The sequence below is a fragment of the Bradyrhizobium zhengyangense genome (assembly GCF_022012555.1).
Lineage (GTDB): Bacteria > Pseudomonadota > Alphaproteobacteria > Rhizobiales > Xanthobacteraceae > Bradyrhizobium > Bradyrhizobium zhengyangense.
Genome location: NZ_JAKLTZ010000002.1, coordinates 800,575 through 824,096 on the forward strand (window position 1 = coordinate 800,575; position 23,522 = coordinate 824,096).

Genomic DNA, 23,522 nt, shown 5'->3' on the forward strand with positions numbered 1-23,522 from the left:
TACCTGATGTTAGGAACCGCCGGGGCCCTCATTCATGTTCCCGTATTGTTCTTGTCAAGTCAGTCCCGCTCTGCTACCCCTAATTGTGCAAGGGGGGCAGCATGGTCCAGCGGGTTTCGACAGTCGCCTTTGAGGGAATCGAGGCCCGCGCGGTCGATGTGCAGGTGCAGGTCGCGCCGGGTCTGCCGGCCTTTGCCATCGTCGGCCTGCCGGACAAGGCGGTGTCGGAGGCGCGCGAGCGCGTCCGATCGGCGCTGATCGCTTCGGGGCTGGCGCTGCCGGCGCGTCGGATCACCGTCAATCTCGCACCCGCCGACGTCCCGAAGGAAGGCAGCCATTACGACCTGCCGATCGCGCTCGGACTGATGGCGGCGATCGGTGCGATTCCGCCGGATGCGCTGACCGGCTTTACCGTGCTCGGTGAGCTCGGCCTCGACGGCTCGATCGCACCAGTCGCCGGCGTATTGCCCGCCGCGATCGGCGCCAACACGCGCGAGGAAGGCTTGATCTGCCCCGCCGCCTGCGGCTCTGAGGCAGCTTGGGCGAGCCCCGACATCGAGATCGTCGCCGCGCACTCGCTGATTCAGATCGCCAACCATTTCAAGGGCACGCAGGTGCTGTCGCGGCCCGTGCCGAAAGTGCATGAAGCCGCAAGCTCGCTGCTCGATTTGCGCGACATCAAGGGCCAGGAAAGCGCCAAGCGCGCGCTGGAGATCGCAGCCGCGGGCGGACATCACCTCTTGATGATCGGCGCGCCCGGTGCCGGCAAATCAATGCTGGCCGCGCGCCTGCCCTCGATCCTGCCGCCGCTGTCGCCCGGCGAACTGCTCGAGGTCTCGATGATCGCCTCCGTCGCCGGCGAGATCGAGGGCGGCGCGCTGACATCGCGGCGGCCGTTCCGCTCGCCGCATCATTCCGCCAGCATGGCCGCACTCACCGGCGGCGGCGCGCGCGCAAAGCCCGGCGAGATCTCGCTGGCGCATCAGGGCGTGCTGTTCCTCGACGAGCTGCCCGAGTTCGATCCGCGCGTGCTGGATTCGCTGCGCCAGCCCTTGGAGAATGGCGAGGTGTCGGTGTCGCGCGCCAATCACCGCGTCACCTACCCTGCCCGCTTCATGCTGGTCGCCGCGATGAATCCCTGCCGCTGCGGCAATGCGTTCGAGCCCGGCTATGCCTGCAAGCGCGGCCGCATCGACCGCTGCACCGGCGATTATCAGGCGCGCATTTCCGGCCCGCTGATGGATCGCATCGACCTGCGCATCGAAGTCCCTGCTGTCACCGCAGCCGATCTGATCCTGCCGCCAGCGACCGAAGGCTCCGCTGAGGTCGCCGCGCGCGTGGCGGCGGCGCGCGATATCCAGCTCGCGCGTTACGCGGAGGCGGGCCTGCCGCAGGTCCGCACCAATGCCGAAGCGCCGGCCGCGGTACTTGAGGACATCGCCAAGCCCGACGCGCAGGGGCAGAAACTGCTGCGCGATGCTGCCGAGACCATGCGGCTGTCGGCGCGCGGCTATCACCGGGTGCTGCGGGTGGCACGCACGCTCGCCGACCTCGATGGCGCGGACAGGATCGGCCGGCTGCATCTCGCCGAAGCGCTGTCGTACCGCGCACTCGCGGAGGATGTGCGCCAGCTCGCCTGATCATCCCGCGCATCAACCCGGTGGTAACGAGTTTCCTTTACGCTCTGCAAACCATAAGGCCCATCAGTTCCATCAGGGCCTGGCGAGTAGCGTGTCATGTTGCGTTTCAAGATCCTGGCCTCAGTGGTTCCCCTGTTGGCGGCTGCGGTGTTCGCCCGCAGCGAGATCGGATCGGTCTCGCAACCCTGCATCGCCCTCGGCGACACCTCGGTCGAGCTGACCTCCCTGTTCTGGACCGCCGGCGTCCATGTCGCCTTCACCGACGATCTGTCGCGCGCCACGGTCCGGGTTCAGATCACCGATGACCCAGATACTGCGGACTTCGCGGTCGTGGACGATGGTCTCGGTTCTGAGCCCGATTCCTGCCAGGCCAATCCAGCGAACCGCCTCATCACCATCGCAGCGCAACCTGTCGATGGTGGCCCGGTGATCTATCTTTCCACTGACGGCCCGGCCGATTACCGCATCTTTGTCCGCTCGAAGACGTTCTCGCCGCGCGAGGCCGCAGCCCTGATCGTCGGTGCTCATGGCGACCACAAGCGGCCCCTCCAGGCCGCCTCGCTCTGACGCATTAATACCTCGTCAACCCTGTTTCGAGGCCACCTCGAAGCCTCAAGCTGTTCGCAAGGTCGGCAGGACATCGTCGCGCACGGCGGTGGCAGGTTTCGGGTGAGAGTCGGGGTCGGTGGCGATGGATCGGACGTTCCGGATCAAGGTGCGCATGCGCCGCTTCAGGCGCCGCCACCCGAAGGTCGCCTTTGCCATCCGCTCCTTCATGATCTTCTCGGCCACGTTCGGCGGCGCCTATGGCTTCGTCACCGGCAGCCGCGCGCCGAATTCCGGCTACGATCCCAACGCGTTTGCGATCGGTGCGAGCTTCCTCTTCGCGCTGGCTTGCCTTGGGCTTGCCACGCTGAGCATGCGGCTGCGTTTCGTTGCCAGGCGGATGCGCAAGCTCGCCGCTCACAACGAGGCGCTGATCGACCGCAATTGGGAGCTGAAGGAAGCCGAAGAGCGCGCCCGCAGCCTGTTCGAATCGCAGGGCGACCTCATCGTGCTGCGCGATCATCAGGGCCGTATCACCTTCGCCAACGACGCCTATTGCGCGCTGGCCGGGCAGGCGCGCAGCGCACTGGTCGGCACGCGGTTCGATTTCGACGTGCTGGAGCAGGGCGACAGCGCGCGCGAAGCGAGCGGCACGCGCATCCATGACCAGAAGATATCAACTCCGCTCGGCGCGCGCTGGATCGCCTGGCGCGAGGGCCTTGTCCGGCACGATGCCGGCCGGCCCGCCGAGCTGCAAAGCGTCGGACGCGACGTCACCGACCGCACCGAGACCGAGCGTGCGCTGTCGGATGCGCGCGACCACGCCGATGCCGCCAATCGCGCCAAGTCGCGCTTCCTCGCGATGGCCTCGCACGAGATCCGCACACCGCTCAACGGCATCATCGGCATGGGCGGACTCCTGCTCGACACCAATTTGACGCCGGAGCAGACGACCTACGCCAGGGCGGTGAAAACATCGGGCGAAGCGCTGATGGCGCTGATCGAAGAGCTGCTCGACTATTCCAAGATCGAGGCCGGCAAGCTCGATCTCGAGCAGCGTCCCTTTGCACTCTCGACCCTGATCGAGGAAGTTACCGAACTGCTGGCGCCGCGCGCGCAGGCCAAGAAACTCGAGATCGCGGCTTATGTTGACGAGCGGCTGCCGCTTGAAGTCAGCGGCGATGCCGCACGGCTGCGCCAGGTGCTGCTTAATCTTGCCGGCAATGCCATCAAGTTCACCGTATCAGGCGGCGTAGCGCTGATCGTCGAGCCCGGCATCTGGCCGAACGAGATCAGCTTCCTGGTCCGCGACACCGGCATCGGCATTGCGCCCGAGGCGCAATCGCGCATCTTCCGCGAATTCGAGCAGGCCGACGACCGCGTTGCCCGCACCTACGGCGGCACCGGGCTTGGCCTTGCCATCAGCGAGCGCATCGTCAAGCGCATGGGCGGCCGTATCACGCTGGAGAGCGCGCCCGGCAAGGGCTCGACCTTCGAGGTCGCCATTCCGCTCGCGCCCTCGCAAGGTGAGGCCGGACAAACGGCATTCCCGAGCCCTGATCTATCAGGCAAATCCATCCTGCTGGTCGCCGACGGCATCGAAGCGTCCCTGATCGCGCGGCGGCTGGAGCGCTGGGGCGGCCAGACCTGCCTGGTCGCCGACGCAGCGGTGGCCGAAGCGCTGCTGCCTGAGCGCTCCTGGCATGCGGTGCTGGTCGACCATGCGCTCGGCGCGACCATTGCCGATCGCGTGGGCGAAGCCGCCCGCGCCCATGCGACGCAGCGCCTCGTGCTGCTGACACCGAGCTCGCGTCACGAAGGACTCTCGCCTGCTTTCACCGGCTTCCTGGTCAAGCCATTGCGCGCAGCCTCGCTCGCCGCGCGCCTCGCGCTGACGCCGGAGGTCGCATCACCCGATCTCGCGCCGGAGCCTGTCGAGACGACGGCAGTCAGAGCGCCCACGCACGGCCTCTCGATCCTTGTCGCCGAGGACAATGAGATCAACGCGCTGCTGATGCGGTCGCTGCTGACCAAGCTCGGCCACCGTGTCGTCATCGCGGTTCATGGCGAAGCGGCCTTGGAATCCTGGCTTGCGGCCAGCTCTGCCGGCACGCCTTATGACCTGGTGTTGATGGACATCCAGATGCCGCAGCTCGACGGCATCGAGGCAACCAAACGCATCCGTGCCCATGAGGCCGTGAGCGGCGGCCATCACACGCCGATCCTCGCTCTCACCGCGAACACGCTGGTGGAAGATCGCTACGCCTGCTTCGAGGCAGGCATGAACGGATTTCTGATCAAGCCGCTCGATCGCGAGAAGCTGGACGAGGCGCTCGCGGGCTTGCCGGCGGCACGGCAGCTGGCGGTGTAGCCCGCGCTCTCTCCCCGTGGTGACGGGCGCGCCTTGCCCGGCCGACAATCTGCAATTGAAATCGAACCTGCTGTGCGTCATCATCCTGCGGGGGCTCGGTTTCCGTAGAGGATATCGCGCATGAATGTGCTTTGCCGCCTCTTCGTCATTGTCCTTCTCGCCGCTAGCGCCCAGGCTGCCGTCGCAGCGGATACGACGGAGCTCATCGCCTCGCTAAAGCAGGGCGGCTACGTTCTGGTGTTTCGGCACACCGCGACCGACGACAGCCAGAAGGACGTCTATCCCTTCAAGTTCGACGACATGAGTGCCCAGCGCCAGCTGAGTGAAAAGGGCAGGGATATGGCGCGTCAGATCGGGGTGGCAATCCGGGAACGCGCGATTCCGATCGGGAATGTCTACACAAGCCGCCTGAACCGCGCGATCGAAGCCGGCAAGCTGATCACCGGCAAGGAAGGCCAGGCAGTCGACGCATTGACGGACAGCAGCAACGCCAGCGCATCGGGAATGGCAAACCCCCAGTGCCGCGAACACAAAGGCTGGAGCGGCCGTGCGCCAGCTCGTCGATCAATCGCCGGCACCAGGCACGAACACCGTCCTCGTCACGCACAAGACGAACCTTGCCGATGCCTTCGGCAAGGACGCCGGAGACGTTCAGGAAGGCGAAGCCTTTGTCTACAAGGCCAGCGGCTCCGGCCCCGCGACTTTCGTGGCCCGCATCAAAGCCGCGGATTGGACGGCGAAGGCCGGCCAATGATGGGCGGCGAAGCTACAGCCTTCTGAGCGCCACGCTCTCCACCGCGTGATCCGCGGCCTTCTTCAGGATCAGCGTCGCCCGCGGGCGCGTCGGCAAGATGTTGTCCTCGAGATTGGCGAGGTTGGTCCGCTCCCAGATCGCGGTGGCGGTGGCGATCGCCTCCTCGTCCGACAACAGCGCATAGCGGTTGAAGTAGGACTTTGGATTGGTGAACGCGGTGTCGCGCAGTGCCAGGAAGCGCTTGATGTACCAGTGCCGCAGCGCCTCTTCGTCGGCGTCGATATAGACCGAGAAGTCGAAGAAGTCGGAGACGACGGGCACCGCCTTGCCGTCACGCGGCAGCTTGCCGGTCTGCAAGACATTGACGCCCTCGACGATCAAAATGTCGGGCTGGTCGATCTCGGCCCATTCATTCGGCACGATATCGTAGGTCAGATGCGAATAAACCGGCGAGCGCACGTGCCGGCGGCCCGACTTGATGTCGGACAGAAAGTTGAGCAGCAGCTGCAGGTCGTAGCTCTCCGGAAAACCCTTCTTCTGCAAAATGCCTTGCTGCTCGAGCAGCGCCTTCGGGTAGAGGAATCCGTCGGTGGTGATCAGATCGACTTTCGGACGCGGCGACCAGCGCGCCAGCAGCGCCTGCAGCACGCGGGCTGTGGTCGACTTCCCGACCGCGACGGAACCGGCAACGCCGATGATGTAGGGCACCTTGCGGTCGCGGATATTGAGGAACTGCCGCTCGGCGTAATACAGGCGCTGCATCGCATCGACATAGATCGAGAGCAGGCGCGACAGCGGCAGATAGATGTCCTCGACTTCCTTGAGATCGAGACGGTCGTGCAGCGAACGCAGCCGGTCGAACTCGCCCGGCTCCAGCGTCATCGGCGTATCGTCGCGCAACCGCGCCCATTCTTCGCGCGTATAGACGCGGTACGGATTATATAGCTGCTCGGGTGCGCGGATATCCATGACGCGACCTTTCCGTTGGGACTCTTTAGTTGAGCATGATCTTTTCGGAAAACCGCTTCACACTTTTCCGGATCATGCTCCTAACCCTTACGCGACGCTTTCTCTTCCAACCCAGACATGTTCGTACGCTTGTCGAGGGCGGCTTCCACCTCTTCCAACTTTACGCCGCGCGCCTTGAGCAGCACAAGGAAGTGATAGAGCAGGTCGGCACTCTCGGCGATCAGATGCGCGCGATCGTTTTCGACTGCTGCGATTACGGTTTCGACTGCTTCCTCACCGAACTTCTTGGCGCAATGTTCGGCACCCTTGTCGAGAAGCTTGCGGGTATAGGAGGCCTCTCCACCGGAGGCCGCGCGGGCGTCGATGGTCTCGGCGAGGTCATGGATCGTGAAACGCGGCATCGGAATTACTCAGAAACATATCCGGCCAGACAGGCCTTTTCCCACCGGCCTGTGTAGCATTTTTACGAACGGGAGTCGTCAGGCATCCATGCGCATGGGCAAGCCCCGCCGCGTCATGTGCTCCTTGGCTTCACGGATGGTGAATTCCCCGAAATGGAAGATGGAGGCGGCCAGCACGGCCGTGGCGTGCCCGTCGCGAATACCCTCGACGAGGTGATCGAGATTGCCGACGCCGCCCGAGGCGATCACGGGAACGGGAACGCTGTCGGCAATCGCCCGGGTCAGCGGGATGTCAAAACCCTGCCTGGTGCCGTCGCGATCCATCGAGGTGAGCAGGATCTCACCAGCGCCGAGCGAAACCACTTCCTGGGCGTATTCGACGGCGTCGATGCCGGTCGAGTTGCGGCCGCCATGGGTAAAGATCTCCCAGCGGTCGCCGCCCGGGCGCTTGACCCGCTTGGCGTCGATCGCGACCACAACGCACTGCTCGCCGAATTTTTCGGCGGCTTCCTTGACGAACTCGCGCCGCGACACCGCGGCACTGTTGATCGAGACCTTGTCCGCGCCGGCGCGCAGCAGCGTCTTGATGTCGTTGACCTCACGCACACCGCCGCCGACGGTGACAGGCATGAAGCAGGCTTCCGCCGTGCGCCGGACGACATCCAGCATGATGCCGCGATTCTCATGGGTCGCGGTGATGTCGAGGAAGGTCAGCTCGTCGGCGCCGGCGGCGTCGTAGGCAATCGCGGCCTCGACGGGATCGCCGGCATCGCGCAGATCGACGAAATTGACGCCCTTGACGACGCGGCCGTCCTTGACGTCGAGACAGGGAATCACGCGCACCTTGAACATGTGTCAGCTCCTGGGCGCGTTGCGGATCAAGGCGAGGGCGGCGGCGGGATCGAGCCGGCCGTCATAGAGCGCGCGGCCGGCGATCGCGCCGGCGAGCTTTTTCGCACGCGGCGTCAGCATCGCCTTGACGTCCTCGATCGAGGCGAGACCGCCCGAGGCGATCACGGGAATCGAGATCGCATCCGCCAACGCGATGGTCGCGTCCAGGTTCAGGCCTTTGAGCAGGCCGTCGCGCGCGATGTCGGTGAAGATGATGGCGGCGACGCCGGCATCCTCGAACCGCTGCGCGATTTCCAGCACCGTCACCTGCGAAGTCTCGGCCCAGCCTTCGACCGCGACCTTGCCGTCGCGGGCGTCGAGCCCAACGGCGACGCGGCCGGGGAATTTCTTCGCGGCCGCCTTCACCAGCTCCGGATCGCGCACCGCAGCGGTGCCGATGATGACGCGGGTAATGCCTTTTTCCAGCCAGGCTTCGACGGTTTTGAGATCACGAATGCCGCCGCCGAGCTGCACCGGGATCTTGATCGTCTTCAGCATCGCTTCGACGGCCTGCGCATTGACAGGCTTGCCGGCAAAGGCGCCGTCGAGATCGACGACGTGGAGATATTCAAAACCCTGCGCAACGAAGCTCTGCGCCTGGGCGGCGGGATCGAGATTGAAGACAGTGGCGCGCGCCATGTCGCCTTGCTCGAGGCGCACGCACTGGCCGTTCTTGAGGTCGATGGCAGGAAAGAGGATCATGATTGAGCCAGGATTTTTCCACGCACGCGGTGCGCTCCCTCCCCCCTTGTGGGGGAGGGTTGGGGAGAGGGGTAAGCCACGGGCACCGCCGTTGGGGCTACCCCCCTCCCGAACGCTGCGCGTTCGACCTCCCCCACAAGGGGGGAGGTAAAAAGAGAGAGCGAAGCGCCCATCACGGTTTCCATCGCAAAAAGTTCGAGATCAGGGCCAGCCCAAAACGCTGGCTCTTCTCGGGGTGAAACTGCGTGCCGATGGCGGTGTCCCTGCCGACGATTGCGGTGACGGGCCCGCCGTAATCGGCGCGCGCGAGGACATCAGCTTCATTGGCCGCGTTGAGGTGGTAGGAGTGCACGAAATAAGCGTGCTCGCCCTTGGGGCCGAGCGGCAGCTTGTTCAGCACCGGGTGCTCCTGCAGCAGCTCGAGCGTATTCCAGCCCATGTGGGGGATCTTCAGGCTCTCGTCACGCGGCTTGATCTTCTCGACGTCGCCGCCGATCCAGTTCAGGCCCTCGGTGATGACATGCTCCTTGCCGCGGCTCGCCATCAGCTGCATGCCGACGCAGATGCCGAAGAACGGCCGCGCCTTGACGCGCACCGCTTCCGTGATCGCCTCGACCATGCCGTTGACCGCATCGAGCCCGCGCCGGCAATCGGCGAAGGCGCCGACACCCGGCAGCACCAGGCGATCGGCTTCATAGGCCTGATCGGGATCGCTGGTGACGAAGACCTTCTGACCGTTCTCCAGGCTGCGCGCGGCGCGCTCAAAGGCCTTGGCGGCGGAATGCAGATTCCCGGAACCGTAATCGATGATGGCGACGCTCATCTTGACCCTCCCGGTTCTGGAAACAATCCAATGATGCCGCCGGCCGGAATCGGCGGCGGGTTCGAAAATGGCTGACCCGGCACGTTGCGGGTCGGCGGCGGGCCGCCGCGATCGACGGCCCATTGATCGTTGACGATGCCGCGCTGTGACTTGCTCCAGCGCTCGAAGAAGCGGCGCTCCGCGGTGTCCTCGTCATCGGCGACGACGACGTCGAGCTGCCGCCACTTGCCGCGCGACAGCGTCCAGCGACGCAGGCTGGAGGCCTCAATGCCCATCAGCAGCGCGACGATGCAGTTGGCGAGGAAGATCGAGCGGCGACCGACACCGAGGCTGTGCAGCCCCCCATCGAACGCGGCGAGGAAGACGATCCAGCCGATCAGCGCCAGCCACAGCCTGTTCCAGGCCAGCCAGAACGGACCAAGGATCATCGCCCAGAAATGGAAGCCGTCGCGCACGAACACGAACTTGTCGGTCGCGCGCAGATCGGCGCCGCCGGGGAAGGGAGCATGAACTGTGTAGACAGGCATTTTCGATGCCCCGCTCTCGAGAATGAAGTCGATGCCGCCGGCGGCGCTTGGCCACCGAGACGGAGAGGTCAGCCGCCAAGCGAGCCCTTGGTGGAGGGGATTTCGCCCGCCGCCTTGGGATCGATCGCAACCGCGGTGCGCAGCGCCCGCGCCAGGCCCTTGAAGCAGGACTCGGCGATATGGTGGCTGTTATCGCCATATAGGGTCTCGACGTGGAGAGTCACGCCGGCGTTGATGGCGAAGGCCTGGAACCACTCGCGCACCAGCTCGGTGTCAAACTCACCGATCTTGTGGCGGGGAAATTCGGCCTTGAACACCAGGAACGGGCGGCCCGAGATGTCGATGACCACGCGCGTCAGCGTCTCGTCCATGGGCATGTGCACGCCGGCATAGCGGGTGATGCCCGCCATGTTGCCGAGCGCCTGCTTGACCGCCTGGCCAAGCGCGATGCCGGTGTCTTCGGTGGTATGGTGATAATCAATGTGCAGGTCACCCACCGCCTTGACCGTGAGGTCGATGCGGGAATGGCGGGCGAGGAGATCGAGCATATGGTCGAAAAAGCCGATGCCGGTCGCGATATTGGCCACGCCGGTGCCATCGAGGTTCACGGAGACCTCGATGTCGGTTTCCTTGGTCTTGCGCTTGATCGTCGCGGTGCGCATTGAGAGCTTTCGCTATGGTTCGGTCCGAAAACGCCTGTCTCTTAACAGCCAAATGACGCCTTCGCTACTGCGGGAACGGCTGGCCGGGCCTCTACTTCTGCCTATGGTGAGCGAAATTCGGCCCGGAACGGCCCGTTGTGCCGTTAGCTCCGACCGCCTAAATCAGGCGGGACAATGAGGGTTACGATGCAGGATTCCCAGAACAGCTCGCCGGTCTGGCACGGCACCACGATTTTGACGGTCCGCAAGGGCGGCAAGGTGGTGATCGGCGGTGACGGCCAGGTCTCGATCGGCCAGACCGTGATCAAGTCCAATGCCAAAAAGGTCCGGAAACTCGGCAAGGGCGACGTGATTGGTGGCTTTGCCGGTGCCACTGCGGATGCTTTTACCCTGTTTGAGCGGCTGGAGAGCAAGCTCGAGCAATATCCGGGGCAATTGACCCGGGCCGCGGTGGAGCTTGCCAAGGACTGGCGCACCGACCGTTACCTCCGCCGGCTGGAGGCCATGATGATCGTGGCCGACAAGGACGTCTCCCTGGTCCTGACAGGCACCGGCGACGTGCTCGAGCCCGAGTCGGGCGTGATGGCGATCGGCTCCGGCGGCAATTACGCGCTGGCCGCGGCCCGCGCCCTTGTTGACACCGACAAGGACGCCGAGACCATCGTCCGCCGCTCCCTCGACATCGCCGCCGACATCTGCGTCTACACCAACCGCAACATCACCATTGAAGCGCTGACGGCCGGCTAAGGGATGAGTTCGGCTCACAGCGCCAGCCCGCCCCGAACCGCAATACCACCGCTCGCCTTCCTCGGCATCGCGCTGCTGCTGCTGGCGTTGCAGGCCTCGATCCTGTTCGCGATGGGGCGGGTGCCGATCTGCACCTGCGGCTACGTCAAGCTGTGGCACGGCGTGGTGAACAGCTCGGAGAACTCCCAGCACATCGCCGACTGGTACAGTTTCTCGCACGTGCTGCACGGCTTCCTGTTCTACGGATTGACGTGGCTGTTGTTCGCGCGCCTGCCGTTCCTGTCTCTCTCCTGGCCGGCACGGCTGATCATCGCGATGCTGATCGAGGGCGCCTGGGAGATCGTCGAGAACTCGCCTTTCATCATCGAGCGCTACCGCGCCGGCACGATCTCGCTGGATTATTACGGCGACAGCATCGTCAATTCGGTCTCGGACACGCTGTTCATGGTGCTGGGGTTCCTCACCGCGCGCGTGCTGCCTGTAAGCGCAACCGTCGCGCTCGGTCTCGCCTTCGAGATCATGCTGGCGCTGCACATTCGCGACAATCTGACGCTGAATATCCTGATGCTGATCCATCCGATCGAGGCCGTGAAGCAGTGGCAATCCGGTCCGCCGATCATCTGATGACCTAAAAAGCGGCTTGTCCCCGCCGGTTTCCAATCCTAGCTAAGGTGCCATGACAGACTTCTCTCCCCGCGAAATCGTATCCGAACTCGACCGTTTCATCGTCGGCCAGGGTGACGCCAAGCGCGCCGTCTCGATCGCGCTGCGCAACCGCTGGCGCCGGCAGCAGCTCACGGGCTCGCTGCGCGAAGAGGTGCTGCCCAAGAACATCCTGATGATCGGACCCACCGGCGTCGGCAAAACGGAAATCGCGCGGCGATTGGCAAAACTAGCCAACGCGCCGTTCCTGAAGGTGGAAGCCACGAAATTCACCGAGGTCGGCTATGTCGGCCGCGACGTCGAGCAGATCGTGCGCGACCTCGTCGAGGTCGCGATCGCCCAGGTGCGCGAACGCAAGCGCAAGGACGTGCAGGCGCGGGCCCAACTCGCTGCCGAGGAGCGCGTGCTCGATGCGCTGGTCGGCGCCAATGCGAGCTCGGCAACGCGCGAATCCTTCCGCAAGAAGCTGCGCGCCGGCGAACTGAACGACAAGGAAATCGAGATCGAGACCCAGTCCTCAGGCTCCGGCATGCCGATGTTCGAGATTCCGGGCATGCCGGGCGCACAGATGGGCGCCATCTCGATCGGCGACATCTTCGGCAAGCTGGGCGGCCGCAGCAAGACGCGGCGGCTGACTGTCGAGGGCTCGCACGAGATCCTCGTCAACGAGGAATCGGACAAGCTGCTGGACACCGATCAGCTGACGTTGGAGGCGATCAGCGCGGTCGAGAACAATGGCATCGTCTTCCTCGACGAGATCGACAAGATCTGCGCCCGCGAAGGCCGCGCCGCCGGCGACGTCTCGCGCGAGGGCGTGCAGCGCGACCTGTTGCCGCTGATCGAGGGCACTACGGTCTCGACCAAGCATGGCGCGGTCAAGACCGACCACATCCTGTTCATAGCCTCGGGCGCCTTCCATGTCGCAAAGCCGTCCGACCTGCTGCCGGAATTGCAGGGCCGCCTGCCAATCCGCGTCGAATTGCAGGCGCTGACCCGCGACGACATGCGCCGCATCCTGACCGAACCCGAGGCCTCGCTGATCAAGCAATATGTCGCCTTGATGCAGACCGAGGGCGTGACCCTCGACATCACCGACAGCGCCATCGACGCGCTTGCCGACGTCGCGGTCGCCGTCAACTCGACGGTCGAGAATATCGGCGCGCGCAGGCTCCAGACCGTCATGGAGCGGGTGCTGGACGAGATCTCCTTCACCGCCCCCGACCGCAACGGCGAGACCGTCCGGGTCGATGCCGATTTCGTGCAGAAACACGTCGGCGACCTCGCCAAGAACGCCGATCTGAGCCGGTTCATTTTGTAATTCCGGCAAGCCCGCGCTATTCATTCCGGCGTTGTCCCGGCCTGGTGCGCAATTGCGCACGGGGGCCGGGACCCATACTCACCGGCAGTCCTTGTTGGAAATGATAGCGGCCCTAGCGTTGGCTCAACACGACCTTTCGTGGTTATGGGTCCCGGCCTTCGCCGGGACGACGGCGGAGCTTTGTGCGCATCGAGTGCCACATGCTCGCTGACATCAAGAAAAACCCCTGGCGCATCCTGCTCGCGATCAACGCGGCTGTCATCGTCGGCGTCTTCATTCACAAGGTGAAGCTGCCGCCTTACGTCCCCTACATCCACCTCCTCGTCGACTACCATTTCGGCTTCATCAAGCGCGCCCTGATCGGGGCGATCGTTGCGCTGTTCACCGACAAGGTGCCGGTGTGGCTGGTGTTCGCGATATCAGGAACGGCGTGGCTGGTGACGCTGGCACTGTTCGTGCGGCTGTTTCAGAAAACCTTCGGCTTCAGCGCGAAGACGCTGCCGCTGTTCGTCTTCATCGCGGGCTCGCCGTATTTCCTGAAGAATTTCATGCACACGCTCGGCCATTTCGACATCTATGGCTGCCTCTTCGCGCTGATCCTGCTGCTGATGCCGGCGGGCTCATTGCTGTTCGTGGCGACGGCCGCGCTGTTCTCGATCCTTCTCGTGCTGATCCACCACATTCATCTCTTGATGTATGTGCCGACGATCATCACCATCGTCGTCATCAGGCATTATCTGACGCACGGCATCACCAGAACCAATGTCGCCTTTGGCCTCGTGGCATTGCTCTGCGTCAGCGCGCTGTTCTTCGCCGCGCAATTCCTCGGGACCATGCCGATCCCGCAGGCTGATTTCTTCGCCTATCTCAAAACCCGGATGGCCGATCCGTCACGCGAGGACCTGCTACAATTCGCCTACATCTGGTATCAGCCGCTCTCGAAGGAAATCTCCGACACCTGGGCCTGGCTGCCGCACAACAGCCTCGGCCTTCCCGTGTTCGCACTGCTGCTCTGGCTGCACACGCCGGTGTGGCGCTATTTCGCCGACCTGATCCGCGCACTCGCGAGCGACCTCCACCGCCAGCTCGTGATCGCGGCCCTGATCGGCGTCAGCCTCGCCTATCTCGTGATGTTCGCGATGGTGTTCGACTATTCGCGCTGGATGTCGAGCTGGGCGGTCTGCATGTTCCTGATCCTGCACGCCGTGAAGATGCTGCCGGCGAAGCACGAGACGCCGCTGATTCCGGCGGAGGACAAGAAGACAAACATCTTCGGCCTGATCATCACGCTGATCCCGCGCGTCGGGATCGTCCGGCCCTTCTAATATCTCGCCCGCCTGATCCGCACATACAGCGCGCCCTCGCCGCCATGGCCGATGCCGGCTTCCTCAAATCCGACCACAAAGGCGCGGAATTCCGGCAGGCTCAGCCATTCCGGCACCTGGCGGCGAAGCACGCCGCTCTCGCCGCCGCTGCGGCCCTTGCCGGTGATGACGAGCACGAAAGTCAGGCCATCGTGATGGGCGCGATGCAGGAAGCCGCTCAGCGCGCGGTGGGCGCGCATCTGGGTCATGCCATGCAGATCAAGCCGCGCCTCGATCTCGCTGCGACCGCGCGACAGTTTTGTGCGTTCGCGCTTGCCGAGCGGGGCGAGCGGCGGCATCGATGGTTTCGGCGGCCGCGGGGCCGGGGCCGCAGCCAGGGGTCGCGGCGACGACGCTTGCCTGGCGACGGGCGCTGCCGGCGAGAGCTCGGCACGCGGCGCGGCGTGCGGCTTGGTCGCACGGTGCTTCCGCAGCGGCTTGACCTGCTTTGCAACGAGATCCCACAGCTCGCGATCTTCTTCGCTTAAGCCACGACGGCGCGGCGAAGGACGCGGATCCAGCACGGGCGGACGGGACGATCGCTTCATTGCTGGTGGGAACGGTTTTTCATGTGCCTGCGCGGTTCGCGGACCGGTTCTATCACAGGACGCGGCGCCGGAAGCGGCACCGGGTTCGCAACGGCAACAGTCTCGTCCTTGCCTGACGTTGCGGCTGATGCGACCGGCTTCGCTGCCGGCGGCTGCGGAAACAGCCTTGCGATCTTCTCCGACGGCCGCGGATCCGGCACCGGCAGCCTGGCCGCGCGCATGGCGGGATCGAGGCTCTTCGGCACCAGCATCACGAAATGCATGGGGTGGCGCAGCCGGCCCGAGACACGGCCGGCATCAGCCCCCGCACCAAAATAAAGATCCGCGCGGGCCGGCCCGATGATGGCGGAGCCGGTATCCTGCGCAATCATCAAACGATGGAACGGCGTCTTGGCGCGATCGGACTCGATCGGCAGCTCGCCTTCGATGAAGAACGGCGTGCCGTAGACATGCAGCGATTTGTCGACCGCGATCGAGCGGCCGGCGGTCAGCGGGATGCCTTGCGCACCGACAGCCTCGTCCTTGTCGGACAGATTGACCTCGTGGAAGAAGATGTAGGAGCGGTTCTGCCGCCGCAGTTCCTTGGCGCCGTCAGGGTTTTGCGCCATCCACTCCCTGATCTTCTGCATCGACATCTCCTCCTTTGGAATGATGCCGCGCTCGATCAGGATGCGCCCGACCGCCGTGTAGGGATAGCCGTTATAGGAATCGTAATTGAGCCTGATGGTCGCGCCGTCGTCGAACTTGATCCGCGCCGAACCCTGGATCTGGGCGAACAAGAGATCCGTCGGATCCTTCAGCCAGGCGATCTCCAGCCCGCGGCCGGCGATCTTGCCGTCCTCGATCTCGCCGCGATCATAGTAGGGCACGAGCTTGCGGCGGCCGATCTTGCGGTAAACCGGCCCCTTGTTGGGCAGGCTGACGGAGGCCTGATTGAAGCCGCGCACGAACAGGTTCGAGGGGCGGCGATAGACCGGCACGTTGTAGATTTCGGTCTGCGTGCGCGATCCGTCCAACACCGGCTCGTAATAGCCGGTGACGAAGCCATCGGGCTCGCCGAGGCGTGAGATGCGCAGCGGCGAAAAGTTTTCTTCGAAGAAAGTCTTTGCACTGGCATCGTCGGTCGGCTCGCGCGACTTGGCGGCGCGGCAAGGTTCGCTCAGCGAGCTGCCCAAGGCCTTTTGTTCAAGAGCCTTGGGTTCAGAAGCGCCGGTCTGCGCATTGATCGAGCGGCAGCTGGCACGAAACGTCTTGTAGGCGGCAAGATGATCGTCGTCGCTCCAGCCCTTCACGTCGACCCACGCCAGCGGCAGATATTGCGCGCCTGGAATTTCGAACGGAAGCGGGAGCTGGGGATAGGGCAGCGCACGCGGCGGGACCGCGGCGACTTCGGGGGCGTGATGATGATGGCTGCGGTAGTGACGCCGGGCAGCCTCGGCGCCAAGCGAAAACGAAGCCAGCACGACGAGACCTGCGCAAATCGCCGTCGCGCTGTTCTTCAGAAAGATCTTAATTCGCGCTTCCGGTGCCAACCAACTTCCAGTTCGGATCGCGAGAGGTGGTGTCGCGGGCGAAAGTCCAGATGTCAGTGATGTCGGCGACCTTGTCAGCGTTGCCGTCGACGATATTGCCGGCCTTGTCGCGGGTGACCGAGATCATTTGCGAGACGAAACGCACGGTGAGCTGCGCCGTACGGTCGCGCAATTCGGCGCCGACGAGTTCGGCCTTGTCGATCGAGACGAAGCGCGTCTCGGTCTTCTGATCGTTCTTCTCGCGGTCCTTGATCGCGGTGTCGAAGCTTTCATAGACCTCCGACGAGAGAAGGTCGCGCAGCGAGCGGCGATCGCCGTTGGCAAAGGCGAGCACGATCATCTCATAAGCGCCGCGTGCGCCGGAGAGGAAATGGCGCGGGTCGAAGGTGGAATCCCGCTCGACGATGGCGTCGAGACCCTGGGCCAGTGCGGTGCCCGGCTCGGTCAGACCCTTCCAGCGGTCAGACGGCGGAGTCGGCTCGGCGGTCGGCGCCAGCGGAGCTTGATCGATCACCTTGCCCGGCATGGTCACGACGTTCTTGTCCGGGGCACCACCCAGCGCATTGCGGGCGGTGCGATCGAACGGCGGGCGCTCGTTGCCCGTCCGCTGCCCCAGCACGCTACGCAGCCGCAGGAAAATAAAGACCGCCAGCGCAAGGAAGATGATGGTGTAGATGTCCACGTCGTATCGCTTTCTGGTCTTTACCCGGCTCTTCTTTGGGATCGCTGCCGGGAAAATCAATCCGGCCAGTAGACCGTTCCATACCGGAACGGCAAGATGACATCACCATTTTTGGCCCGCGCGTCTCGTCCGCGGGATGTAGGCACGAAATCTGGCCCGGCCAATGGCGCCTTTTGGCACAGTGGCAAGTGTAGCGCGTTTTATGCTTAAGGGGAAACCCGATCGTGGGCGGAAATCGCGCATCTTCAAGCGTTTAACGTGCGATTTGGTGTCCGGACCGGGTCAAACGTCACAGTTGTGAGCGGAGCCATGATCGGCGCTCCGGGGCCGTTCGTCCTTGTGGAATGAGGCGGCCCTATGTTAGCCAACCGCCGCGAAATTCAGCCCCAATCGGGTAAGGAGAGACTTTGATGACCAACGGTAACGGCACCCCTCCCGAGGCGGCCCAGGCTCCCCAGCTCAATGTGCTGGCGCAATATACCAAGGACCTGTCGTTCGAAAATCCGAACGCGCCGAGCTCGCTCCAGCAGCAGAGCCAGCCGCCCCAGATCAACATCCAGATCAATGTCAGCGCCAACAACCTCAGCGAGACCGAGTTCGAGGTGACGCTGTCGGTCGAAGGCAAGGCCGAGACCTCCGGCAAGGTGATGTTCTCGTTCGAGCTGGCCTATGCCGGCGTGTTCCGCATCGCCAATGTGCCGAAGGAGAATTTGCACCCGCTGGTCATGATCGAATGCCCGCGGCTGCTGTTCCCGTTCGCCCGCGAGATCATCGCAACCGCCGTGCGCGACGGCGGGTTCCCGCCGCTGATGCTGGACCCGGTCGACTTCGTCGGTCTCTATCGCCAGAACATGGAGCGGCAGATGGCCGCCCAGGGCCAGGCCGGTCAGGCCTGATCTGCTAGAGCATGATCCGGAAAAGTGTGAAGCGGTTTTCCGAAAAGACCATGCTCAAACGTAGAGCTTAAGCGCGATGACGATTCAACCAAATCTCGTCGCGCTTTAGCCAGCCGGAGAGGCGACTGGAGCGGCGAGATATTCGTTCCAGATCGCCTTTTCGCCCATCGTTGCGATGAAGGCCCGATGGGCCTCCCGTTCGGCATCCGACAGCCGCGGAGCAAGGGCTACCTGCCGCTGCCGCCGCGGCGCATCGCCGGCGGAATTGACGCGAATTTCCTGGGTCTCCGACGCGAGAAGCAGCTGCGACTGCCGCGCCCCGACCAGATCGACATAAACCTCAGCCAGAAGTTCGGAGTCGAGCAACGCGCCGTGCTTGGTGCGGTGTGAATTGTCGATCGAATAGCGCGAGCAGAGATCGTCGAGCCGGTTCGACACGCCAGGATGTTTGCGCCGCGCCAGCAGCAGCGTATCGACCAGCCGCTCACGCGGAATCGGCTCGCGCTTAATCCGATCAAGCTCGGCATTGATAAAGCTGATGTCGAACGAGGCGTTGTGGATCACCAGCGGTGCATCGCCGATGAATTCCAGAAACTCCTCCGCCACCTCGTGGAACAACGGCTTGGTCGAGAGAAACTCGGCCGACAGCCCGTGCACAGCGAAGGCTTCCGCCGGCATGTCCCGCTCGGGGTTGATATAGACGTGATAGGTCTGACCCGTCGGCATGCGATTGAAGATCTCGACGCAGCCGATTTCGACCAGACGATCGCCCCGCAGGGGATCGAGGCCAGTGGTTTCGGTATCGAGAACGATTTCGCGCATGATTTCGAGGTGCCGTGCAGGAAGCCGTGGAAGTCGGCGAATCAGGCCCGCCGCTGCGGCATCTTAACGACCTCGGCCAGGATGTGGGTGATTTGCGCGCGCACAGGCTCGAGTCCGTGCGAGGTATCCACGACGAAATCCGCCCGCTTGCGCTTTTCGGCATCGGGCATCTGCTTGGCAATGATGGCCTCTAACTTGGCCTCGTCCATGGTTCCCCGCGCCAGCACGCGCTCGCGCTGTATCTCGGGCGAGGTCGAGACCACGACGACGGCGTCGACCCGCTTCTCGCCACCAGTTTCGAACAGCAGCGGGATATCGAGAACCACGACCGGCGCCTTGGCGGCTTCCGCGTCCGCAAAGAACTTTTGCCTGGAAGCACCGAGCATCGGATGGACGATCTGCTCGAGCTGATTGATCGCGGCGGGATCATGCACCACACGGGCCGACAGTTTGGGCCGGTCGACCTTGCCATTGGCGGTGGTGCCGGGGAAGGCGGCCTCGATCGCCGGCGCTGCCTCGCCTTCGTAGAGCTGATGGACGGCCGCATCGGCGTCGTAGACGGGCACACCCGCCTCTGCGAACAATTTCGCAGTGGTGGATTTGCCCATCCCGATCGAGCCGGTCAATCCGAGGATTCGCATCAGCGCGCAGTCATCCTTGCCCGTCACATCGCAACTAGCCGCTCGCGCCGCAGGAACGCAAACAGCGGCAACAGCGGCAGGCCGAGAATGGTGAAATGGTCGCCCTCGATACGCTCGAACAGGTGGATGCCGAGCCCTTCGAGCTGATAGGCGCCGACGCTGGTTGTTACCGCATCGCCGGCCGCGTCGAGATAGGCCAACAGCTCGGCCTCGGTCATCGGCCGCATGGTCATGCGGGCAACCGAGACATCCTCGAAGACAATCTTGCCATCATGGGCCACAGCCACGGCCGAATTCAGCTCGTGCGTGCTGCCCGCAAGATCTTGCAATTGTGCCAAAGCCTGGGCACGGCCTGCGGGCTTGTTGAAGAGACGATGGCCGAGCGCCAGCGTCTGGTCGGCACCAATCACGTAGCTTCCGGGACGATTGACTGAGACTGCTTTCGCCTTCTCGCGTGCCAGCAGCAGACCGATCTCGCGCGGGTTCGAAAGCTTTGACGCCGCCTGAATGCTGCGTTCGTCGATATCGGCGGTGACAGCTTCGAAGTCGAGCCCGGCGTTCGCGAGCAACATTTTACGCGCGCTGCTTTGAGACGCCAGGATCAACGGAGTTTTGCCGCGCCAAAGACCCATGTCGAAAGTTATTCCGAGGGCCGGTTGCGCTGGCGATCGCTGTAGAGCTTCATGATCGCGGCCGCGGTTTCCTCGATCGAGCGCCGCGTCACGTCGAGCAGCGGCCAATCATGCTTGGCGCTCAGCTTGCGCGCAAACGCGACCTCCTCGGTGACCGACTGCCTGTCGGTATAGGTGTCGCTGCCGGATCCGGATTCGGCGCCCATCGAGAGCAGGCGGTTCTGCCGGATTTGGATCAGGCGTTCCGGCGTTGCATGCAGGCTCACCACCAGCGGCCTTGTCAATGTCTCCAGCTGGGACGGCACGGGAATGCCCGGAACCAGCGGCACATTGGCGGTGCGGATGCCGCGATTGGCAAGATAGATCGAGGTCGGCGTCTTCGAGGTGCGGGACACGCCGACGAGCACGACGTCGGCATCGTCGAGCCCTTCGACGTGCTGGCCGTCGTCATGGATCATCGTGTAGTTCAGCGCATCGATGCGCTTGAAATATTCCGCATTGAGCACGTGCTGCGCGCCGACGCGCCCCGTGGTCGCAGCCCCGAGATAGGCTTCGAACAGCTGCATCACCGGACCGATGATCGACAGGCTCGGTACATTGATTCCCTTGCACTTTTCCTCGAGCCGCGAAACCAGATCCTTTTCAAGCAGCGTGAACAGCACGATTCCGGGCGCTTCCTCGATCTCGTCGAGCACGCGGTCGAGCTGCTTCTGGCTGCGCACCAGCGGGTAGACATGCTCGACCGGCGTGACATTCGCGTACTGCGCGGCGACGGCGCGCGCGACCGTAATCAGGGTCTCACCGGTGGAGTCCGAGACGAGGTGCAGATGGAAATAATTGCTCGAGGTCGGCACAAAAACTCTTTGTATGGGGGCGGTGTGATTTGTGGATTTCTGTGGAGCTTAACCGCTCGGAAAGGGTTGCGCGACACCAGGGGCGGGACAAGTGCCAATTTTCTTCACACCACTGCCCGTCAGAACAAGTCCGGCCGCCTGTCGAGATGGAAGCGGGATTGCGCGGACAACTCCCTTGATAGGTTGCGGATCAAAATGCGCAAGCCTCTGAGCTCGGAGCATTTATCCGGCCAGACGGGAACCGGCCCGGACATGTTGATGGATGTGAACAAGCACAGGTGAACGCGCGGACGGCGTTGTGTGAGTCCAATCCACGGTCACTCAGACTCAAACCTTTAAGAATCTAAGATTCTTTATTGGAGAAGGGCGCTCCAGAGAGATATGTGTGCAGGTGAGACCTTAACGAGTTCTTACTATCCCCAGATCGCCAAGCCGCTGGCCGTAAAGTTGGACGCCTGACATGTTTGAAGACGTCTATCTCTGGATCAAAGCGCTCCACGTGATCGCGGTCATCTCCTGGATGGCCGGCATGCTCTATCTGCCCAGGCTGTTCGTCTATCACTGCGAGGCCGAGATCGGCTCGAAACAGTCGGAAACCTTCAAGGTGATGGAGCGCCGCCTGCTCAAGGCGATCATCAACCCTGCCATGATCGTCACCTGGCTTGCCGGGCTTTATCTCGCCTGGGCCGGCCATTGGTTCACGTTCGGCTGGCTGCACGTAAAACTGGCTATGGTGCTGGCGATGTCCGCGGTCCACGGCTTTTTTTCCCGCTGGCTCAAGGACTTCGCCGCCGACCGGCGTCCGCACAGTCAGAAATTCTTCCGGATTATCAATGAGGTGCCGACCGTCCTGATGATCATCATTGTCATCATGGTGATCGTGAAGCCGTTCTAGGCAAGATTTGAGGCAGGAAACGTGAATGATCGCTCAGAGCTTCGGCTTGCGGAGTGGAAAGCGATTTTCTATATTGTCGACATCCCACCCAACGCAGGCGGATGTGGTTGTGTCCGAGCTTTTTGAAGGCCGGACACCGCATCAGGTTTGAAGCCCCCACCGGCACTTAACCTTGCCAGACCTGCGGACCTTACCTTCTCGCGTCCGCATTTCAGAGCCTCCTCGCACCCCCTCCCAAGGTTACCCCACAGGACCACCCCAATGCGGGAAATCAAACTCGAAGACCTCAAATCCAAGACGCCGGCCGAGCTCGTCTCGTTCGCGGAGGAGAATGGGGTCGAGAATGCCAGCACCATGCGCAAGCAGGAGCTGTTGTTCGCTATCCTCAAGCAGCTCGCGCTCGCCGAGACCGATATTGTCGGACAGGGCGTCGTCGAAGTGCTCTCCGACGGCTTCGGCTTCCTCCGCTCGCCCGATGCCAATTATCTTCCGGGCCCGGATGATATCTACGTCTCGCCCTCGCAGATCCGCCGTTTCGGCCTGCGTACCGGCGACACCATCGAAGGCCATATTCGCAGCCCGAAAGAGGGCGAGCGCTATTTCGCGCTGCTGAAGGTCAACACGCTCAATTTCGAGGACCCGGAAAAGGCCAAGCACAAGGTCAATTTCGACAACCTCACGCCGCTGTTTCCGAATCAGCGTTTCCGCATGGAAATCGACGATCCGACGCGGAAAGACCTGTCTGCACGCGTGATCGACATCGTAGCCCCGATCGGCAAGGGTCAGCGCGCTTTGATCGTCGCGCCGCCGCGTACGGGTAAGACCGTGCTGATGCAGAACATCGCGCATTCGATCACGCACAACCATCCCGAATGCTATCTGATCGTCTTGCTGATCGATGAGCGTCCGGAAGAAGTCACTGACATGCAGCGCTCGGTGAAGGGCGAGGTCGTGTCATCGACCTTCGACGAGCCGGCGGTGCGTCACGTCCAGGTCGCCGAGATGGTGATCGAAAAGGCCAAGCGCCTCGTCGAGCACGGCCGCGACGTCGTCATCCTGCTCGATTCGATCACGCGCTTGGGGCGCGCCTACAACACCGTGGTGCCGTCTTCCGGCAAGGTGCTGACCGGTGGTGTCGACGCCAACGCGCTGCAGCGCCCGAAGCGCTTCTTCGGTGCCGCCCGCAATATCGAGGAGGGCGGCTCGCTCACCATCATCGCGACCGCGCTGGTCGATACCGGCAGCCGCATGGACGAAGTCATTTTCGAAGAGTTCAAGGGCACCGGTAACTCGGAACTGATCCTGGACCGCAAGGTCTCGGACAAGCGCACCTTCCCGGCGATCGACATCTCGCGCTCCGGCACCCGCAAGGAGGAGCTCATCACCGATCCGCAGGTGCTCAAGAAGATGTACGTGCTCCGCCGTATCCTCAACCCGATGGGCACGATGGACGCGATCGACTTCCTGCTCGACAAGTTGCGCTCGACCAAGAGCAATTCGGAGTTCTTCGACTCCATGAACACCTGATTGCAATGCAGCATGATCTCAAGGGGCGCCTTCGGGCGCCCTTTTTGTTTTGCGGCTTTGCTGCAGGAAAATCGCAACATCGGGAGTGGCCTCTGGTCGGCCCTCTAATATTCTA

Annotated in this window: 25 protein-coding genes; 11 read left to right on the forward strand and 14 right to left on the reverse strand. The window is 63.4% G+C overall.

Going from position 1 to position 23,522, the window contains the following annotated elements; translation table 11 throughout:
* Positions 1 to 101 precede the first annotated feature (101 nt).
* From L6639_RS08990 to L6639_RS09005, 4 genes are all read left to right on the forward strand, one after another.
* Positions 102 to 1,640 (forward strand): YifB family Mg chelatase-like AAA ATPase, encoded by a 1,539-nt coding sequence (locus L6639_RS08990; protein ID WP_237860888.1) that lies wholly within the window; start codon positions 102 to 104, stop codon positions 1,638 to 1,640.
* 96 nt (positions 1,641 to 1,736) lie between these two features.
* Positions 1,737 to 2,207, forward strand: coding sequence for a hypothetical protein (locus L6639_RS08995; protein ID WP_237860889.1), 471 nt, complete (start codon positions 1,737 to 1,739; stop codon positions 2,205 to 2,207).
* Positions 2,208 to 2,331: 124 nt separating this feature from the next.
* On the forward strand, positions 2,332 to 4,557 hold the full coding sequence (locus L6639_RS09000; RefSeq protein ID WP_237860891.1) for an ATP-binding protein: 2,226 nt from the start codon (positions 2,332 to 2,334) through the stop codon (positions 4,555 to 4,557).
* Between the two features lie 120 nt (positions 4,558 to 4,677).
* Positions 4,678 to 5,337, forward strand: a complete 660-nt coding sequence (locus L6639_RS09005) for a histidine phosphatase family protein (RefSeq protein ID WP_237860892.1) — start codon at positions 4,678 to 4,680, stop codon at positions 5,335 to 5,337.
* Here the strand turns inward: L6639_RS09005 and coaA are convergent.
* The 7 genes from coaA to hisB form a co-directional block, all read right to left on the reverse strand.
* A complete protein-coding gene (coaA, locus tag L6639_RS09010; protein ID WP_237860894.1) occupies positions 5,324 to 6,280 on the reverse strand; it encodes a type I pantothenate kinase in 957 nt (318 codons plus the stop codon). The two genes, L6639_RS09005 and coaA, sit on opposite strands and share 14 nt — an antisense overlap.
* 80 nt (positions 6,281 to 6,360) lie before the next feature.
* Positions 6,361 to 6,681 carry a phosphoribosyl-ATP diphosphatase gene (locus tag L6639_RS09015; protein ID WP_237860896.1) on the reverse strand — a complete coding sequence of 107 codons (321 nt, stop codon included), beginning with the start codon at positions 6,679 to 6,681 and terminating at the stop codon, positions 6,361 to 6,363.
* A 78-nt stretch (positions 6,682 to 6,759) separates the two neighbouring features.
* The gene (gene hisF, locus L6639_RS09020; protein ID WP_237860898.1) at positions 6,760 to 7,533 is read right to left on the reverse strand and encodes an imidazole glycerol phosphate synthase subunit HisF; all 774 of its coding nucleotides are present in this window, start codon (positions 7,531 to 7,533) and stop codon (positions 6,760 to 6,762) included.
* 3 nt (positions 7,534 to 7,536) lie between these two features.
* Complete coding sequence (gene hisA / locus L6639_RS09025; RefSeq protein ID WP_237860900.1) at positions 7,537 to 8,274, reverse strand: 1-(5-phosphoribosyl)-5-[(5-phosphoribosylamino)methylideneamino]imidazole-4-carboxamide isomerase; 738 nt, start codon at positions 8,272 to 8,274, stop codon at positions 7,537 to 7,539.
* Between the two features lie 172 nt (positions 8,275 to 8,446).
* On the reverse strand, positions 8,447 to 9,097 hold the full coding sequence (hisH, locus tag L6639_RS09030; RefSeq protein ID WP_237860902.1) for an imidazole glycerol phosphate synthase subunit HisH: 651 nt from the start codon (positions 9,095 to 9,097) through the stop codon (positions 8,447 to 8,449).
* A complete protein-coding gene (locus L6639_RS09035; RefSeq protein ID WP_237860904.1) occupies positions 9,094 to 9,624 on the reverse strand; it encodes a DUF2628 domain-containing protein in 531 nt (176 codons plus the stop codon). The genes hisH and L6639_RS09035 overlap by 4 nt, the downstream gene beginning before the upstream one ends.
* 68 nt (positions 9,625 to 9,692) lie before the next feature.
* Positions 9,693 to 10,286 (reverse strand): imidazoleglycerol-phosphate dehydratase HisB, encoded by a 594-nt coding sequence (hisB, locus tag L6639_RS09040; RefSeq protein ID WP_237860906.1) that lies wholly within the window; start codon positions 10,284 to 10,286, stop codon positions 9,693 to 9,695.
* 186 nt (positions 10,287 to 10,472) lie between these two features.
* Here hisB and hslV point away from each other — a divergent pair, with 186 nt between their 5' ends.
* The 4 genes from hslV to L6639_RS09060 all read left to right on the forward strand — a co-directional run bounded on the left by hslV (position 10,473) and on the right by L6639_RS09060 (position 14,339).
* The gene (gene hslV / locus L6639_RS09045; RefSeq protein ID WP_237860908.1) at positions 10,473 to 11,033 is read left to right on the forward strand and encodes an ATP-dependent protease subunit HslV; all 561 of its coding nucleotides are present in this window, start codon (positions 10,473 to 10,475) and stop codon (positions 11,031 to 11,033) included.
* Positions 11,034 to 11,036: 3 nt separating this feature from the next.
* Entirely contained in the window at positions 11,037 to 11,657 is a 621-nt protein-coding gene (locus L6639_RS09050; RefSeq protein WP_237860910.1) for a DUF2585 domain-containing protein, read from the forward strand.
* A gap of 52 nt (positions 11,658 to 11,709) precedes the next feature.
* Entirely contained in the window at positions 11,710 to 13,014 is a 1,305-nt protein-coding gene (gene hslU, locus L6639_RS09055; RefSeq protein WP_237860912.1) for an ATP-dependent protease ATPase subunit HslU, read from the forward strand.
* Between the two features lie 200 nt (positions 13,015 to 13,214).
* On the forward strand, positions 13,215 to 14,339 hold the full coding sequence (locus L6639_RS09060) for a hypothetical protein (protein ID WP_237860914.1): 1,125 nt from the start codon (positions 13,215 to 13,217) through the stop codon (positions 14,337 to 14,339).
* Here the strand turns inward: L6639_RS09060 and L6639_RS09065 are convergent.
* From L6639_RS09065 to L6639_RS09075, 3 genes are read right to left on the reverse strand one after another with little or no spacing between them, the layout of a single operon-like run.
* Complete coding sequence (locus tag L6639_RS09065) at positions 14,336 to 14,926, reverse strand: Smr/MutS family protein (protein ID WP_237860916.1); 591 nt, start codon at positions 14,924 to 14,926, stop codon at positions 14,336 to 14,338. The genes L6639_RS09060 and L6639_RS09065 overlap by 4 nt on opposite strands.
* A complete protein-coding gene (gene mltA / locus L6639_RS09070) occupies positions 14,923 to 16,458 on the reverse strand; it encodes a murein transglycosylase A (RefSeq protein WP_237860918.1) in 1,536 nt (511 codons plus the stop codon). The genes L6639_RS09065 and mltA overlap by 4 nt, the downstream gene beginning before the upstream one ends.
* A complete protein-coding gene (locus L6639_RS09075; protein ID WP_237860920.1) occupies positions 16,436 to 17,140 on the reverse strand; it encodes a Tim44/TimA family putative adaptor protein in 705 nt (234 codons plus the stop codon). The genes mltA and L6639_RS09075 overlap by 23 nt, the downstream gene beginning before the upstream one ends.
* A gap of 410 nt (positions 17,141 to 17,550) precedes the next feature.
* On the opposite strand from L6639_RS09075, the gene secB reads away from it, so the two are divergent.
* Positions 17,551 to 18,036 (forward strand): protein-export chaperone SecB, encoded by a 486-nt coding sequence (secB, locus tag L6639_RS09080; protein ID WP_237860921.1) that lies wholly within the window; start codon positions 17,551 to 17,553, stop codon positions 18,034 to 18,036.
* Between the two features lie 105 nt (positions 18,037 to 18,141).
* Here the strand turns inward: secB and dnaQ are convergent, their stop codons facing one another.
* Genes dnaQ through L6639_RS09100 form a run of 4 tightly spaced genes read right to left on the reverse strand, consistent with a single transcriptional unit; the run spans position 18,142 to position 20,985 of the window.
* Positions 18,142 to 18,861, reverse strand: coding sequence for a DNA polymerase III subunit epsilon (gene dnaQ / locus L6639_RS09085; protein WP_338076531.1), 720 nt, complete (start codon positions 18,859 to 18,861; stop codon positions 18,142 to 18,144).
* Between the two features lie 38 nt (positions 18,862 to 18,899).
* The gene (gene coaE, locus L6639_RS09090) at positions 18,900 to 19,499 is read right to left on the reverse strand and encodes a dephospho-CoA kinase (protein ID WP_237860925.1); all 600 of its coding nucleotides are present in this window, start codon (positions 19,497 to 19,499) and stop codon (positions 18,900 to 18,902) included.
* A gap of 23 nt (positions 19,500 to 19,522) precedes the next feature.
* Positions 19,523 to 20,131 (reverse strand): Maf family nucleotide pyrophosphatase, encoded by a 609-nt coding sequence (locus tag L6639_RS09095; protein WP_237860927.1) that lies wholly within the window; start codon positions 20,129 to 20,131, stop codon positions 19,523 to 19,525.
* An 8-nt stretch (positions 20,132 to 20,139) separates the two neighbouring features.
* Positions 20,140 to 20,985, reverse strand: a complete 846-nt coding sequence (locus L6639_RS09100; RefSeq protein WP_237860929.1) for a pyruvate, water dikinase regulatory protein — start codon at positions 20,983 to 20,985, stop codon at positions 20,140 to 20,142.
* A 460-nt stretch (positions 20,986 to 21,445) separates the two neighbouring features.
* Here L6639_RS09100 and hemJ point away from each other — a divergent pair, with 460 nt between their 5' ends.
* Together hemJ and rho are read left to right on the forward strand one after the other, a co-directional pair.
* Entirely contained in the window at positions 21,446 to 21,880 is a 435-nt protein-coding gene (gene hemJ / locus L6639_RS09105) for a protoporphyrinogen oxidase HemJ (RefSeq protein ID WP_237860931.1), read from the forward strand.
* 261 nt (positions 21,881 to 22,141) lie between these two features.
* A complete protein-coding gene (gene rho, locus L6639_RS09110; protein WP_008133567.1) occupies positions 22,142 to 23,407 on the forward strand; it encodes a transcription termination factor Rho in 1,266 nt (421 codons plus the stop codon).
* Positions 23,408 to 23,522: the final 115 nt, after the last annotated feature.

What these genes read in the sequence shown, in the direction of transcription:
- L6639_RS08990 (WP_237860888.1), top strand. Translation starts at nt 102, where the DNA reads ATGGTCCAGCGGGTTTCGACAGTCGCCTTTGAGGGAATCGAGGCCCGC.
- L6639_RS08995 (WP_237860889.1), top strand. Translation starts at nt 1,737, where the DNA reads ATGTTGCGTTTCAAGATCCTGGCCTCAGTGGTTCCCCTGTTGGCGGCT.
- L6639_RS09000 (WP_237860891.1), top strand. Translation starts at nt 2,332, where the DNA reads ATGGATCGGACGTTCCGGATCAAGGTGCGCATGCGCCGCTTCAGGCGC.
- L6639_RS09005 (WP_237860892.1), top strand. Translation starts at nt 4,678, where the DNA reads ATGAATGTGCTTTGCCGCCTCTTCGTCATTGTCCTTCTCGCCGCTAGC.
- coaA (WP_237860894.1), bottom strand. Translation starts at nt 6,280, where the DNA reads ATGGATATCCGCGCACCCGAGCAGCTATATAATCCGTACCGCGTCTAT.
- L6639_RS09015 (WP_237860896.1), bottom strand. Translation starts at nt 6,681, where the DNA reads ATGCCGCGTTTCACGATCCATGACCTCGCCGAGACCATCGACGCCCGC.
- hisF (WP_237860898.1), bottom strand. Translation starts at nt 7,533, where the DNA reads ATGTTCAAGGTGCGCGTGATTCCCTGTCTCGACGTCAAGGACGGCCGC.
- hisA (WP_237860900.1), bottom strand. Translation starts at nt 8,274, where the DNA reads ATGATCCTCTTTCCTGCCATCGACCTCAAGAACGGCCAGTGCGTGCGC.
- hisH (WP_237860902.1), bottom strand. Translation starts at nt 9,097, where the DNA reads ATGAGCGTCGCCATCATCGATTACGGTTCCGGGAATCTGCATTCCGCC.
- L6639_RS09035 (WP_237860904.1), bottom strand. Translation starts at nt 9,624, where the DNA reads ATGCCTGTCTACACAGTTCATGCTCCCTTCCCCGGCGGCGCCGATCTG.
- hisB (WP_237860906.1), bottom strand. Translation starts at nt 10,286, where the DNA reads ATGCGCACCGCGACGATCAAGCGCAAGACCAAGGAAACCGACATCGAG.
- hslV (WP_237860908.1), top strand. Translation starts at nt 10,473, where the DNA reads ATGCAGGATTCCCAGAACAGCTCGCCGGTCTGGCACGGCACCACGATT.
- L6639_RS09050 (WP_237860910.1), top strand. Translation starts at nt 11,037, where the DNA reads ATGAGTTCGGCTCACAGCGCCAGCCCGCCCCGAACCGCAATACCACCG.
- hslU (WP_237860912.1), top strand. Translation starts at nt 11,710, where the DNA reads ATGACAGACTTCTCTCCCCGCGAAATCGTATCCGAACTCGACCGTTTC.
- L6639_RS09060 (WP_237860914.1), top strand. Translation starts at nt 13,215, where the DNA reads ATGCTCGCTGACATCAAGAAAAACCCCTGGCGCATCCTGCTCGCGATC.
- L6639_RS09065 (WP_237860916.1), bottom strand. Translation starts at nt 14,926, where the DNA reads ATGAAGCGATCGTCCCGTCCGCCCGTGCTGGATCCGCGTCCTTCGCCG.
- secB (WP_237860921.1), top strand. Translation starts at nt 17,551, where the DNA reads ATGACCAACGGTAACGGCACCCCTCCCGAGGCGGCCCAGGCTCCCCAG.
- coaE (WP_237860925.1), bottom strand. Translation starts at nt 19,499, where the DNA reads ATGCGAATCCTCGGATTGACCGGCTCGATCGGGATGGGCAAATCCACC.
- L6639_RS09095 (WP_237860927.1), bottom strand. Translation starts at nt 20,131, where the DNA reads ATGGGTCTTTGGCGCGGCAAAACTCCGTTGATCCTGGCGTCTCAAAGC.
- hemJ (WP_237860931.1), top strand. Translation starts at nt 21,446, where the DNA reads ATGTTTGAAGACGTCTATCTCTGGATCAAAGCGCTCCACGTGATCGCG.
- rho (WP_008133567.1), top strand. Translation starts at nt 22,142, where the DNA reads ATGCGGGAAATCAAACTCGAAGACCTCAAATCCAAGACGCCGGCCGAG.